Raw genomic sequence first — 14008 nt, 5'->3', positions numbered from 1 at the left:
AATTTTCGTCTCGCTCGCTATACACGCTATGTTTTCACAAAGTCGATGCCACCTCAATTACATGAGGTTACAATATAACCATATTAAGGGTACATGAAAAAGCCTGTCGATATTAGATTTTGGTCTTATATCAATCAGCGAGAGGACTCGCCACAAAAATCAGTAAAGAAATTAAACTCAGAACAAGTTGCACAACGAAAGGTAAAAAGCGGACCTAAAAAAGGCTGCAAACGCAGCCCAATATTCACTATCAAAGTGTCACTAAAACCTGGCGGCAATACCACCAAAAGCGCAGCTATTAGTAGTTTACGCAGGTAACCGTTTCAAGCAGTGCGTAACACTGATTTTTTGAACCGCTGTCTTTTTGAACCCACTTAGTGCCACCGGCATAACGGGCAAAAGTAGACTCGTCTTCACCACATTTAGTGGTAAAACGCACTGCATCGTCAAAACCATTTACGTGGCAGTAGCCATAAGCATTGTAGGCACTTGCCCATACATCCAGTTTTACTGTGCTGTTTGCATACACGCTTACATTGTGCAGCACTACTTCGCCAGCCACAGAAGAAAACGCACACGTACTCAATGCCGCAGCAATAATTAGCTTTTTCATTTTTTAATCCTTTTACTTATTTTTAGCGTTTAGTTAGCGGGTAATTTGTTACCCAAACTGATGGTAAAGTGAGCAGGTTTAATTTTTGCTGCATAAATATGAATAAAGAGTTACTGGAATTGCGTTCAAAACAAACTTAAATACTTTATCGAACTACATAAAGCCTTTAAACTAACTGAGTTTCAAGCACATAAAAACAATAAGGATAACCCGTGCAGCAGTTTGGTATTTACGAACAATTGATCACTCAGGTGGTAGAGCAACAGCTTGATCGAGAACGCTTTTACGTCGGAGAACGTCAGTTAGAAAGCGGCGAAGCGGCTATCTGGTTATCACGTTTTATGTCAAAGCTGATGCAACTTGCTATCGACAGCATCCCCGCAGGGGACAAAAACCGCCTGGAGCAACAGATCCAACTTGCTAATAAGTTTGTTTTTTGGCTTAAAGATCAACTAAGTGAAACGCACTGTATTGAGGAGAACTTAGTTGATACAAAGGGGAAAATACTCACGGCACTGTTCGACAAATGTAACCCCTTAGCGGCGGACTTGGAGCAGTATAGTGATGCCATCTTTCCTCAAACAGGACTGACGCAAAGTGAGTTATTCTCTGGCGCCAATGCCGGTTTATCTTTAGAAAGCGAGCTAAAGCGAGAAATACAATCAGCAGATACAATATACTGGTTGGTCTCTTTTATACGCTGGACAGGGATCCGCATATTCAAAGAAGTGTTACGAGACTTCACTCATAGCGGCAAGCAGCTAAAGATCATTACCACTTCATATATGGGCGCGACAGATCAGCGTGCAATCGACTTTCTGGCAGCTTTACCAAACACCGAAGTTAAAATCAGCTACAACACGCGCCAGGAGAGGCTTCACGCCAAGTCCTATTTATTTTTGCGTAACAATGGATTTCATACGGGGTATATTGGTTCATCCAATCTCTCTTACTCAGCGCTGTCAAACGGGCTTGAGTGGAACCTGAAGATCACCAACCAGGAAATTCCGCACATAATTAAAAAGTCACTCAGCACGTTCGAAACCTACTGGGAATCCGACGAATTTGAGTTGTATACAGGTCAGGAAACCTGCAAGCAAAAGCTCAAAACAGCCCTGTCAGGCAACAAAGATCAGCTCAGTGATACCAGCAGTCACTATTATTTTGACTTGGCACCTAAGCCTCACCAGCGCACCATACTTGATAAACTCAGTGCAGAGCGAACGCTGCACAACCGCACTAGAAATCTGGTGGTGGCAGCAACCGGCACAGGTAAAACACTCATTTCCGCGTTCGACTTCCAGCGATTTATTAAAGACAAACCGAATGCAAACATACTCTTTGTGGCGCATCGCGAAGAAATATTAAAACAAGCCCGAGGCGCCTTCAGAGCCGTTTTAAAAGACAACCAGTTTGGCGAGCTTTGGGTGGGCAATCACAAGCCAGGTAGCTATCGACAGCTGTTTGCGTCGGTACAAACACTCAACAACCAGCTAGATTCCCTAAACCTGACGGTCGATTACTTTGACTACATCGTTATCGACGAAGTGCACCATATTACAGCACGTAGCTACCGCGATATTTTAGCGCACTTTAAACCACATATATTGCTCGGACTCACAGCCACACCAGAGCGACAAGATGGTGGCAATATACTTAATGATTTTGGTGGGGTAATTGCAGCAGAACTACGATTGCCAGAGGCCATAAACCAACGACATTTATGCCCTTTTCATTACTTTGCGGTGGATGATGACACTGACTTGCGCACCATTCCCTGGAAACAAGGCCGTTATGAAATAGCCGCACTGACACAGCTTTATACGTATAACGACCAAAGAGCGCGTAAGATTATCGCCAATATGCAGGATATTCTCGTCGATGTACACAAAATCAAGGCGCTGGCGTTTTGTGTAAGTAAGGTTCACGCTGAGTTTATGGCAAAGCAGTTCAATTTAAACAGTATAAGTGCAGGCATTCTAACCAGTGATAACACCCAAGAAAGACACAAAATGCAAACCGCTTTAAGAAACGGCGACATCAATATTTTGTGTGTGGTCGATATTTTTAATGAGGGTGTCGATATTCCAGAAGTTGATACCTTGTTGTTCCTGCGTCCAACAGAAAGTCTCACGCTGTTTTTACAACAACTGGGCCGGGGTTTACGCCTGAGTAATAACGAAAAAGAATGCTGCACCGTGCTCGATTTTGTCGGCAATGCCAGGCCAGAATACGATTTTGCAGCCAAATTTAGAGCCCTGGTTGGCAAAACAAACACAGCAATTGGGCATGAGATTAAAGACGGATTTCCGCATTTACCGCTCGGTTGTCGCATAGAGCTACAAAAACAAAGCAAAGACGTTATTCTCGATAATATTCGTAAGGCAACGAATGACTTAAACAGGCTCAGAGCCTTAGTTAATCGCTTTACACAAGACACCAACCTGCCATTGACCCTGGCCAATTTCCTAAAAGTGAACCCCAGCGTCACGCTTGAAGATCTCTATAAGCCAACACAATCTGGAGTCAGCCGTTGGCATAGCCTCACTCAACCTGAACTGGTCGAGCATGAGTTATCACTCATTAAGGCTTATAACCGAGCAATTAATACACAACTGCTGGCGTGTAACTCACTTACCTATCTGAGCTTTTTGCTTGCTTTGTGTGACAATCACTTTGATATGTCGCAAATCACTCAGTTTGATAGTAAAACAAAAGATGCGATGGCTATGATGGCGTTTTACAACTTTTGGGAAACGCCACAGAATCAGGCAAACTCAAAGTCTGTGGCCGAGAGCCTCCAAGCATTGGCCCACCCCATTCTAACAACTGAGTTAAGAGACGTATTGGTCATCTTACTCAATCGTATCGAACACATAGAACAGCCATTGTCGTCTTTACCAAACAAGGCATTGCAACTACACAGCCGGTATACCCGCGAGCAGATCTTTGCGGCCATGGGCGAACACACCTTTGAAAAGCGCTCATCAGCAAGGGAAGGCGTGAAAGAGTTCAAGTCTCTAAATATTGAGGTTTTGTTTGTCACTTTAAATAAGTGCGAGAAAGTTTACTCACCCACAACTCTGTACAACGATTACGCCATCAGCCCTACCCTTTTCCACTGGCAAAGCCAGAACACCGCACGCCCAGAGCGCGGTAAAGGGTTGAGTTATATCGAGCACAAACAAAAAGGAAAACGGCTATTTTTGTTTGTTCGCGAGCAGAACACCGACGAAAACGGCAGAACCATGGGGTTTGTCAATTTCGGGGAGGTTGGCTATGTTCAGCACCAAGGTAGCCAGCCTATGGATATCACCTGGAAATTACACCACCCCATGCCGAATGGTATCTGGCATGAGGCAGGGAAATTGGCGATGGGGTGAATTTAAAATCCCCCAATAACACCTTAACTTATATTTATGCTCATACGATGTAGCTAAAAAAATTGTTATATCACAACGGTAAAGTGCACTTCTTTATCAGCTGCTCTTTCGACAGGCGATTCTGAGTGCAAAGATGACACTCTCCAAACAGGTAAATTTGGAGCTAATTCAATACCAACTATTACTGCTAGTGCGGACAGAAGTTTTGGACCCAATGGCACAAGTACAACCCGAGATCTTTCTTGTATTGTGTTAACTAAAGACTTTAAGTCAACATAAGTGTCATATGGCCTATAGAGATTATATGTATACTTTTTACCCTCTGGTATTAGCTCTAGGAGCTCTTTATTGTTTTCTAAAACATCACAATAAAACCTAGAGTCATCACTTTCTGGAGATAGTGTATAAGCACTATCAGGTTCTAAGTAGTTATATACACCAAGAGCTTTCAACTTCTCATACCCTAGACCAAATACCAGTGTTGTTGTTGAAGATAAGCTTCCTAAATCACCTTTCAACTCTTCTATAATAGGACCGATACTTTTAACTGGTTGTAAATCCGCATCTGGAGTAACGTATTTTGAAGCATTATAAACTACCTTCAAGAAGGAACCTTTTGGTAATTTTTTTGACAAAACATATAAAAGCAAAGCCAATCTATGCCGTGTCATAACTGTGATATCCAAGAGAACACTCACAGGATTACATAAATCACCTATAAATAAATCTATACTCTCTTTAATTTCATTGCAATCAACTTCTCTGATAGATTCAGAGCCAAATATTTTTTTATTTTTACAATAGCTATGCTCTTTTTGATTTGAGTTGTAACCGAAAACTATTATGTTTTTAGACTTTTCTCGATAGCTCAAGTACGCTGTAACGGAACGACATTCATATCCCAACCCAAATATAGCGTAATCGAATGAATTCTCTATTGGTTCCTTTAGAACTTTCATATTGGTAACTCCATCTGGCTTTCAGAACGTTTAGTTACATCAAGTATTCTAATTTTATTCTCATTAAGGATTTCGAATAAATCCACATGCCTTTGAGCATTCATTAACAATCTAAACTCTGGGGCAAAAATATAGGATAACCTTACTTTAGAGTTTTTTACGTTATCAATGTCATAGAATGAATCTGTTCCGACTTTATCCGAAATCAGCGCCCCGGCATTCATGGCTAATCCCACAGCCTCAAAATAGTGCTCATTAAATTCATTTTTAAAAACTATAGACCCCCTTGGATCAGGAGAGAATTGCTCACCATGAATTTCATCAGCAAAATATTTTGCTATAGATTCAATAACATCAAACAAAGTTTCATACTTCCTATTTTCTGACTCTATCGCAATAGTGTTTAATAGAGATTTAAAAGACTTATAATAATCTTCTATACACTTAAGCTGACGGTAAACTTTCACTTCACCTTCAGCCTTAGCAACCCCAGAGAATATACTCATAACACCTATAATCATCCTAGGGTTATACTCCAATATTCTACATATATTAAGAAAACCGGAATAATAATGTGATGGCCGCCTCCTACCCTGCTTCCTTAATTGATCTTTTTTATAATAATTCCTTAAATGAACGTTAAACTGAATTCTTCTTATAATACTTTTTTGCTCAGTACTCAAATCGCTATAGTTACAACCTTTCAACCCCATCCTTTCTAAATAATCACTGAAAGAGTTGTCTTTATAACTCAGTTCAGAAATATCTTTATTTCTATCAATTTCATTTTCTTCAAAGTATGATTCGATATCATCAACCAAGCCCTCTCTTCTAAATACACTTTCCGCAAGAGCTTTAGCAAATCCTTCCCCCTCGTATTTGACACCACTAAGATTAATAAAAGAAACATCTTGTTTGTGCATTGTGCTACTGGGATCACTGGTTATTGAAATACCACGATGATAAGGAGATAAAGCTAATTTAAAGAGTATATTTTGAGGCCCCCCTCTCATAGCATCAATTAGTGGCTGAACAAAAATATCAGGGGCAAGCTCTAACTCATCAAACAGGAAACACCATTTCTCATCTGTTGTTCCTATAAATTGATTAACTATTTGAACTGAAACTTCCAGAAGTTGAATTATATTTGAATCAAGCACATCAAAAAACTCACCTATACAGCCTTCACTTTCCATTGAAGATATATAATTTGAAATCTCATATTTCTTAATACTTAGTGCTATTGCCAATCCCCTTAATGATGGAATGTTAAATTTAACTTTCCAAATATCAGCTAAAGTATAAACAAGTTCTGCCTCATGGCTCTTTGACAAACTTACATTTCTAAATCTTACACTCCCACTTTCAAAATAAGAAACTTTATATATAAGAGAATTACAAAAGCTTTCTAGGACATGGTATAAAAATGATGAGTTTAATATTTTCATCACACTTTTATCATTATTGAAAAAATCTTTAATTCGGTCATATTGTACTTTCCAAAAACGGTCTGTTGGAACAAATACCCCCGTAAACTCTACTCGTTTTCTATAGTCGTCTGACTTTTCAGATTTCCAAATATCCATAGCTTCAATATCACACATTCTTAGAAGTGTAGTCTTTCCGCTTCCCCTAGGACCAATCATAATAGTATGATTAGGAGAAATAAGCCTATCAAAATAGTCATTCGGGATAAAACTTTCACATAAGCTGTTCTTTGAGGTTGATTTAGCATTAAAAGATTGACTAAAATGGAATATATGATTTATCATTTGCTTGCCTCAATTATCCTATTGTTTGCTATTTCTAGTTTTATATTAGCTCTATCCAGCTTATTAACTAACTCCTCAAACCTACCTGGTGTATAGTGCTTGCACATCTCGTGAACTGGCGCTAGATCCCTCTCATTTAAGAATGGTTGTTCATCAAGCATTTCATTAATTTTTCTAACTATTTTCATCGGTGAAATAGTTGAGCCAAACCCTCCTTGATATGGTAAGTTTCTCACGGTTGAAGGGTGCCAAGATTGATCAATATTCCAAGAATGAGTCTCAAATGTTCCTGTAAGAATCCCTTCATTTTCGGTTTTTTCAATGTCTATATCTATTAAATAAAACTGATTGCTTGTTCTTTCATTAATAGATGGATACAGCTTTGCGCTAAAACTCCCTGCGGAAAATATTAGTGGTTTATCATGCGTATCAACTGCTGCCTCATTAATACTAGCAAAGTGTTTATGGCCATGGACAACTAGCCAGGATCCTATATCTTTCTTTGCAATTTCATAGATCAATCCTTGGCCACCGTCCATAACTTCATAATCTGAATCATAGTCTACACCTGATTTCAGATAATAAGTGCGACATTCATGGTAACGCATAGAAGAGGAAGCCAACTACTGAAAGTGGTACGCTCTTCTCGCCAAAGAAACAAGCAGTACTACCATGAAATATCAGCAGTTGACCGAGGGCAGAAGATACCAGATTTCCACATTATTGGAAGTGGGTTGTTCTGCCTCTGAAATCGCAGAAAAAGTAAAATGTCATCGCTCCACCGTTTATCGAGAGTTAAGAAGGCATAAAATCAACGAGTCATATTGCCCTGATTCGGCGCACGTAATGGCTATAGGGAAACGCAAAACGGCACGGAAATACCGTATCCCTCAAAAACGAATCGACTTCATCCGAATACTACTGCAATCAGATTGGAGTCCGGAACAAATTTCAGCAGTATTGACGAGCGTTAAACAGCCTGTCAGTCATGAGTGGATCTATCGTTATGTTGCTGTTGATAAACGCAATGGCGGAAAACTCTATCGTCACCTACGTCAAGGGCATAAGCGATATAGACGAGGTAGAAATGACAAAGGCCCTGCGATTTTAAATGCAATGTCAATTGATGGACGACCCGAAGTCGTGGAAGAGCGAACACGGCTCGGGGATTGGGAGATTGACACCGTATTAGGGAAGCAAGGAACTGGTGCCCTGGTCACTGTTTTGGAGCGAAAAACACGCTTCTATCTTGTCAAAAAAGCCGCATCGAAATCAGCGGAAGATGTTGCACAGGCAACGATAGAACTGCTTTCGCCTTATAAAAAGTACGTGCATACAATCACGGCAGACAATGGCGGCGAATTTGCCGCTCATGAACTCATTTCGGCCTCTTTAGAGGCGGATTTCTACTTCGCGCATCCTTACTCTTCCTGGGAGCGTGGGGCAAACGAAAATGCAAATGGTTTGCTGCGTCAATATATAAAGAAAGGCACTGATTTGCGAGAAGTAAGTGATGCAGACGTCGAGTTCGCGATGTCGCGGATAAATTATCGACCGAAAAAGTGTTTGGGTTTTAAGCAGCCAGCTGTAGTATTCAAAGAAATGATGCAGGCCGCTTAATTTAGGTAAGAGTGTCGCACTTCAGGGTTGAATTCGGGCATCTTCTCTCTTTAATGGGTGATGATGACAGAGCATGATATTAAAGCATTTATCGCCAACTTTTTCATTTATGTAGTCAGACAACTGTTTTACTGAGTCTCTCGGAAATCTACCATGATGATACTCTTCATTGATACCATGGTAAGCACTTGAGTTAATTAAGAAAACGTTAAATTCATCTTGCTCAATATGTACCCAATTCCAACCCCAAAAATGTGTATTTAGCTCATAATCTGCTGTAGGAAATTTTGGTGAACAGAATTTAATTGCGTGGTCCGGTGAGAAGCTAGATTTCGGCCTTGACTGAAGATCATGATTTCCAGGTACACAAAATAGCTGCTTTATTCCTAAAGCTTCCTTTACTTCATTAATGAAACTCCATCCAATATTGAATGATTCTGAGCATCCCTTGTTCGCAATATCTCCAGGACAAATAAGATAATCTATATTCTTTTCCAAGCCCTTGACATAGTTCAAAAACCTTCTCGCGAACTCAGATTCAGCTCCTTTAAACACAAGCCTTGAGTAGCTATCGTCATCTATTGATGCATGTAAATCAGAGATTATTAAAAATTTCACATGATTTTCCTATTGCTTCAACCGCGCAAACGTCACTAAACTCTCGTCCGCGATAATGGTTTCGTAATCCGGGTTGCGGGCGACCAGCAGGTATCTGGCTTCACCCTGTTCGTTATATTCTTTTTGCACGTCGCGCAGTAAAAACTGGGCGTTGCCCGATTCATCAAATCGTTCGATGGCGATGGTGGTGCCCGTGAGTGAACCGGCGTTGTCGCTGCTGATGCGTTCCAGTAGCAGTAAATCACCATCCAGAATGGGGTTTTTACCGCCATTCATTGAGTTGCCGCTGGCGTGGGCTAAAAAGTGCTTGTCCGGGTCTACCCTGCCAGCACGGTCAGGTGCCGGGCGCCATGTCATGTCGCTGTCGTCACCGGTTTTAAAGTGGCCGCAGGCAATTTTCAGATTGGGGAAATATGGCAACTGAACCACGTTGGTGCCGTCCGTTTTGTTTTGCTGCTCTGATATAATTTGATCTTTTTCGCCGGCATCAGTACCGAGCTCAGGCTTCGCTGCAAGTAACCCCAATAAGTTGCGCTTACTCTCAATGCGCTGGGTGTATTCAGCTAGTCTGAGTTCAATAAGCTCTGCAACACAGTCGGCCAGCTTGTCGATATCCTGCTCCGGGAGATGATCAGTGTGTACGTTCGCAACCAGCCGAGCTGTTTTCAGATCTTCGCCGTTTTTTTCGACCTTAAACCAGGTTGTGCCTTGTTTGGCTTTTTTGAGTCCGGTAAAGGCTTCTATGGGGTTGCCCAGCCAGTAGCTGAACCAGGCCAGGCTGTCTGGTTCCAGCGTTCGTTTGGATTCTGGCAGGTCATGCGCTTTAAGGTGCGGATAGCGTGCCAAAATTGCTGCGCTGACTTTGGCCAGTTCGCTCAGGGTTGGAGCAGCTCTGAAACCATCGAGCTGTATAAACGCTTGCAGTAAAATGGCCTTAAAGCATTTGGTCATACTGGTTTGCTGTACCGCATTAAACAGAAAGTCTGCGTATGGCGCTAACCAGTCTGCGTTAATTTCGTCTCCGATATCGGCCAGCATCGCAAACCAGCTGCCGTGTTGCTTATTTACTTTTTTCAGGTCGCCGTAGTGGCGATAGAACTCGCTTGCACTTGGGTTGTGACCAAGCTGCTGAGCCAGATGCTCGTAATCTTCCAGTGCTGTGGTGCGTTGTATTTTGGCCAGTTGCTGCCAAAAATCAGTGATCTCTAAATCGAAGTTTATGAAACACCCTTCGGGCAATTTGGGGGCGCTCAGTGCTTGTGTCACGCCCTTTGCGCCTTGCGCGTTGAGCAGCGCCGCAGGCTTATTTAAAAAACTATGGTGGTTGCCGATAAAATCCAGCACGGTGAGGTGGGTTTTGCCTTCACAAGTGCGCAATCCCCGGCCAAGCTGCTGTAAAAATAGAATCTTGGAATCGCTGGGCCGCAGCATCAGTACGGTATCAATGCTGGGTAAGTCGGTGCCTTCGTTAAATAAGTCCACTGAGAATAAAATCTCAATCTGCCCTTGCTCAAGCTGTTCGAGCGCATCATTACGGCGCACCAAGGAGTCGCTGTGTACGGCCAGCGCCTTAACACCGGCTTGATTAAAGTAACCCGCCATGTGCTCGGCATGGCGTTTAGATATGCAAAAAGCCAGCGTGCGTTGTTGCTTGCGCGCTTGCCACTCTTTTAATGCATGTGCTGCCCGCTTGCTGGTCGCAAACTGGTTTTCCAGCGCGTCCGGGTCGAACCGGCCGTTGCGCCAGGGAATTGCGCTGTAGTCAACGTCCTGATCCCAAATGCCATAATACCGAAATGGCACCAGTGTGCCGTTATCTATTCCCTGAGTGAGGTTGCGTTCAAACACCAGGTTGTTGTCGCACAGCCCGAGTATATCGGCCTGATCGGTACGCTCCGGCGTGGCGGTTAAGCCCAGCAAAAACTGCGGGGTAAAGTAGTTGAGTAATGCGCGGTAAACCCGGGCACTGGCGTGGTGAAATTCATCCACCACGACATAGTCAAAATGATCCGGCGCAAAACGCTGCAAATGACGCGCTTGCCCTAACGTCTGGACTGAAGCAAAAAGGCAATCGGCGTCCGAGTCTTTCTTTTTGCCCGTGTATAGCCCGGTTTTGCATTGCAATAATCGCGCAAAGGTGCGCTGGGCCTGCGTCAGGATCTCCTCGCGGTGGGCTACAAACAAAATACGCTTTGCATGCATTTGTTGTGCATCAAATACCGACAGCCAGGTTTTACCCATACCCGTTGCGAGCACCACCAGGCCCCGTTTAAAGCCCTGGCGGCGCGTTTCTGCCAGCGCGTCCAGTGCCAATTGTTGGTCGGCGCGCGGTGTTACGGGCTCTGCATCGCTGGCATCTTCCGCTTCACCGGCGACAATAAACTGCGGCGCTTTTCGTCTTTGTATATAGGTATCAATCCAGCTATGGCTGAGTGTTTTAACCTTGTTATGAGCAAACAGCTCGGCAAATACCCGGCGAATATGATTGAATTCGCAGGCCCCCTTGCTGCCAGGCGGATGGGTATAGTCATGGCGAAAACACCACTCCAGCCCTGTCGTCAGTGCACTTTTACTAATATTGTTTGAGCCGATAAAGGCGCAGCCTGCTGCAATTTCAGCGCTGTTTTGCTGCGTTTTAACAAAAATGTACGACTTCATATGAAAGCTTTGGTGTTTTTCACTTTCATAAATGCGAATATCGGCGCCTCGCTCAACCAGTGTCATTAATTCGCGTAATGCCACTGGACTGGTGATGTCGAGATAATCAGAAGTAAGCAGTCTGAGTTGCGCACCACTGCGCAGTGCCTCCAGTAACGGGTCAAACAACAGCGCCAGCCCACTTGGCTGGATAAAAGAGACTGTGATTTCAATTTCGTCGGCATGGTTAATGGCATGCACGAGCTTTGGCAATAAGGGATCGGTGCCACCCGCCGTCAGCTGACGCGCACTACTTTGTAATACGGTGTTCTGACTAAAACTATTCACCACTCACCCTTTCCAACAAAGCATTAAGCCAGCGTTCGTGTTCGCGGCCGGGGCGTTGGTCGCCTGTTTGCCAGGTTTTGCTGGCTTTAAGGCCGGTGTTTTGGGCTAGTAAGGCGTTCAGGCTTTGCTCTGTGAGGTCGGTGAATGCACGGCCGTCCGCGGTGCGTTCGCCTTCGCCGTATTTAAATGAGATATAGATGATGCCGTTTGGTTTGAGTGCGTTTTGCAGGCGCTGGAATACGTCTGGCAGCAGTGCCTTTGGCACATGCAGCAGGCTGGCGCAGCACCATATGGCGTCATAGGTATTGGTAGCTCTGAGTTCGTCAAAGCTGAAGCAGCCGACGGGTTGTTCCAGGTGGAAGCTGGCGATGTTAGCAAGCTCTGCGCAGGCGTCGAAGGCATCGACCCGGTAGCCGAGGTTTTTAAACGCCAGTGCATCGCGTCCAGAGCCGCAGCCGGCATCGAGGATTTTGCCGCCTTCGGGTATGGCGGGTAAAAACTCGTCGTACAGAGGCTGCATGTTCACTGCAAAAGTTGCCTCGGCAAAGCTGACGGCGTTGCGACTGTAATATTCTAATGTGGAGTCTGACATCACTCACCCGTTTACTCTATGGTGCAGCTGGTAAGGAGGTGATGCATGGGACAGGTTTGGTGCCTGAGTGTTTTCTCGGCTCTTTTCCTGCTGTTCGGCGGTTACAACTTCCTTTGCGCGACACTTTAAAACTGTTCTTGTTGTGTGCCAGCCCTTCTTTTGACGGTTAAGAGTTAGACGATTACGAGTTAAATGGCGATCAGTTAAAACGTAATCAGATGGACCATCATTTGGTGCAGGCGCATGAATAATTTACAACACTTTTGTCTGGTTGAGTAGCTTTTTGTCCGCTGCTGTTAGCGATTTCAAAACAATCGCTCAACTTTTGATTACAAATTGGATTTTGGGTGCTAAATGTTTGAGTACTGGGAGTTTTTGAGCGCTTTTGGTTAACCGATAATAGTAACCCACACTTCAGCACTATGCTATTACAACGGATTACAGCATTTTAGTTGAATGGTTCCCGGCTCGTTGGCCGGGATGACAGGCTGGGGCTTTTGGCTGCGTGGAAATCACAGGCTTTCTCGGTGGCTGTGAGTGGTTCCCGGCTCGGGGGCCGGGATGACGGACTGGGCTTTTGGCTGCGTGGAAATCACAGGCTTTCTCGGTGGCGGTGGATGGTTCCCGGCTCGTTGGCCGGGATGACAGACTGGGGCTATTGGCTGCTTGGAAATCACAGACTTTCTCGGTGGCGGTGAGTGGTTCCCGGCTCGTTGGCCGGGATAACGGGCTGGGCTTTTGGCTGTATGGAAATCACAGACTTTCTCGGTGGCGGTGAGTGGTTCCCGGCTCTTTGGCCGGGATGACAGGCTGGGGCTTTTGGCTGCATGGAAATCACAGACTTTCTCGGTGGCGGTGAGTGGTTCCCGGCTCGGGGGCCGGGATGACGGGCTGGGCTTTTGGCTGTATGGAAATCACAGGCTTTCTCTGTGGCGCTGAGTGGTTCCCGGCTAGCTGACCGGGATGACGGGCTGGGGCTTTTGGCTGCGTGGAAATCACAGGCTTTCTCGGTGGCGGTGAGTGGTTCCCGGTTCGCTGGCCGGGATGACGGACTGGGCTTTTGAGGCAGTTCTATACTAGGATAGTTGCTCTGCGTTTGGTGGCTGCTTGTGTCCTTTATTGTATGAGTGAACTTATCTTTGCACGGCACATGGTTTCTGAAAAATGTGTACTCCCCAGATGGGGGTGATACGAAGTACCTGTTTTGGTATTTTGGGCGTTTACAATCATTAGATAAAGTGTAAAAGTGACCCCGGTGACATAACAAAACGGAGACCATTATGAAACTTACTCTAAAAACAAAAAAAATGAAAAACCTGTCAGCAAATCACGCAATGCTGGCACAGCTAACACCGCTGGTACAGGGAGGCGCAATGGTTGGCCTCTTAAATGACAACCCACCTGCCACGGGATCAAATGTTACAACTTGCTCTGAAGAAAGCTGGAAAAAATAAAGGACTGACCAG

Annotated in this window: 11 protein-coding genes; 4 read left to right on the top strand and 7 right to left on the bottom strand. The window is 44.2% G+C overall.

The genetic code is table 11. The features are described 5' to 3' along the window. Positions 1-298: 298 nt before the first annotated feature. Positions 299-613, bottom strand: a complete 315-nt coding sequence (locus ELR70_RS00985; protein ID WP_054017447.1) for a hypothetical protein — start codon at positions 611-613, stop codon at positions 299-301. Between the two features lie 212 nt (positions 614-825). Between ELR70_RS00985 and ELR70_RS00980 the strand changes: the two genes are divergently transcribed. Continuing rightward, entirely contained in the window at positions 826-3996 is a 3171-nt protein-coding gene (locus tag ELR70_RS00980) for a DEAD/DEAH box helicase (RefSeq protein WP_054017448.1), read from the top strand. 65 nt (positions 3997-4061) lie between these two features. On the opposite strand, the gene ELR70_RS00975 is transcribed toward ELR70_RS00980, so the two are convergent. From ELR70_RS00975 to ELR70_RS00965, 3 genes are read right to left on the bottom strand one after another with little or no spacing between them, the layout of a single operon-like run. Beyond that, a complete protein-coding gene (locus tag ELR70_RS00975) occupies positions 4062-4955 on the bottom strand; it encodes a hypothetical protein (protein ID WP_054017449.1) in 894 nt (297 codons plus the stop codon). Further along, a complete protein-coding gene (locus tag ELR70_RS00970; RefSeq protein WP_054017450.1) occupies positions 4952-6727 on the bottom strand; it encodes a hypothetical protein in 1776 nt (591 codons plus the stop codon). Before ELR70_RS00970 ends, ELR70_RS00975 begins: the two co-directional genes overlap by 4 nt. Next, the gene (locus ELR70_RS00965) at positions 6724-7335 is read right to left on the bottom strand and encodes a hypothetical protein (protein WP_128064429.1); all 612 of its coding nucleotides are present in this window, start codon (positions 7333-7335) and stop codon (positions 6724-6726) included. Before ELR70_RS00965 ends, ELR70_RS00970 begins: the two co-directional genes overlap by 4 nt. A gap of 64 nt (positions 7336-7399) precedes the next feature. Between ELR70_RS00965 and ELR70_RS00960 the strand changes: the two genes are divergently transcribed. Next, positions 7400-8347 carry an IS30 family transposase gene (locus tag ELR70_RS00960; protein ID WP_054016422.1) on the top strand — a complete coding sequence of 316 codons (948 nt, stop codon included), beginning with the start codon at positions 7400-7402 and terminating at the stop codon, positions 8345-8347. 21 nt (positions 8348-8368) lie between these two features. Here ELR70_RS00960 and ELR70_RS00955 read toward each other — a convergent pair whose 3' ends face one another. Genes ELR70_RS00955 through ELR70_RS00945 form a run of 3 tightly spaced genes read right to left on the bottom strand, consistent with a single transcriptional unit; the run spans position 8369 to position 12542 of the window. Further along, positions 8369-8965 carry a metallophosphoesterase gene (locus ELR70_RS00955; RefSeq protein WP_054017225.1) on the bottom strand — a complete coding sequence of 199 codons (597 nt, stop codon included), beginning with the start codon at positions 8963-8965 and terminating at the stop codon, positions 8369-8371. A 9-nt stretch (positions 8966-8974) separates the two neighbouring features. Further along, entirely contained in the window at positions 8975-11950 is a 2976-nt protein-coding gene (locus tag ELR70_RS00950) for a DEAD/DEAH box helicase family protein (protein WP_054017228.1), read from the bottom strand. Then, positions 11943-12542 (bottom strand): class I SAM-dependent methyltransferase, encoded by a 600-nt coding sequence (locus ELR70_RS00945; protein ID WP_054017224.1) that lies wholly within the window; start codon positions 12540-12542, stop codon positions 11943-11945. The genes ELR70_RS00950 and ELR70_RS00945 overlap by 8 nt, the downstream gene beginning before the upstream one ends. An 899-nt stretch (positions 12543-13441) precedes the next feature. Here ELR70_RS00945 and ELR70_RS24720 point away from each other — a divergent pair. Both ELR70_RS24720 and ELR70_RS24715 read left to right on the top strand, forming a co-directional pair. Continuing rightward, positions 13442-13606, top strand: a complete 165-nt coding sequence (locus ELR70_RS24720; protein WP_160317422.1) for a hypothetical protein — start codon at positions 13442-13444, stop codon at positions 13604-13606. Between the two features lie 216 nt (positions 13607-13822). Next, positions 13823-13996, top strand: coding sequence for a hypothetical protein (locus ELR70_RS24715; RefSeq protein ID WP_160317421.1), 174 nt, complete (start codon positions 13823-13825; stop codon positions 13994-13996). Positions 13997-14008: the final 12 nt, after the last annotated feature.

Origin of the sequence: Pseudoalteromonas sp. R3, assembly GCF_004014715.1 — a bacterium.
In the GTDB taxonomy this organism is placed as follows: Bacteria; Pseudomonadota; Gammaproteobacteria; order Enterobacterales; family Alteromonadaceae; genus Pseudoalteromonas.
The sequence above is the reverse complement of the archived record's forward strand: the minus strand, read 5'-3'. Positions and strand labels throughout refer to the sequence as shown.

What these genes read in the sequence shown, in the direction of transcription:
- ELR70_RS00985 (WP_054017447.1), bottom strand. Translation starts at nt 613, where the DNA reads ATGAAAAAGCTAATTATTGCTGCGGCATTGAGTACGTGTGCGTTTTCT.
- ELR70_RS00965 (WP_128064429.1), bottom strand. Translation starts at nt 7,335, where the DNA reads ATGCGTTACCATGAATGTCGCACTTATTATCTGAAATCAGGTGTAGAC.
- ELR70_RS00970 (WP_054017450.1), bottom strand. Translation starts at nt 6,727, where the DNA reads ATGATAAATCATATATTCCATTTTAGTCAATCTTTTAATGCTAAATCA.
- ELR70_RS24715 (WP_160317421.1), top strand. Translation starts at nt 13,823, where the DNA reads ATGAAACTTACTCTAAAAACAAAAAAAATGAAAAACCTGTCAGCAAAT.
- ELR70_RS00975 (WP_054017449.1), bottom strand. Translation starts at nt 4,955, where the DNA reads ATGAAAGTTCTAAAGGAACCAATAGAGAATTCATTCGATTACGCTATA.
- ELR70_RS00945 (WP_054017224.1), bottom strand. Translation starts at nt 12,542, where the DNA reads ATGTCAGACTCCACATTAGAATATTACAGTCGCAACGCCGTCAGCTTT.
- ELR70_RS00960 (WP_054016422.1), top strand. Translation starts at nt 7,400, where the DNA reads ATGAAATATCAGCAGTTGACCGAGGGCAGAAGATACCAGATTTCCACA.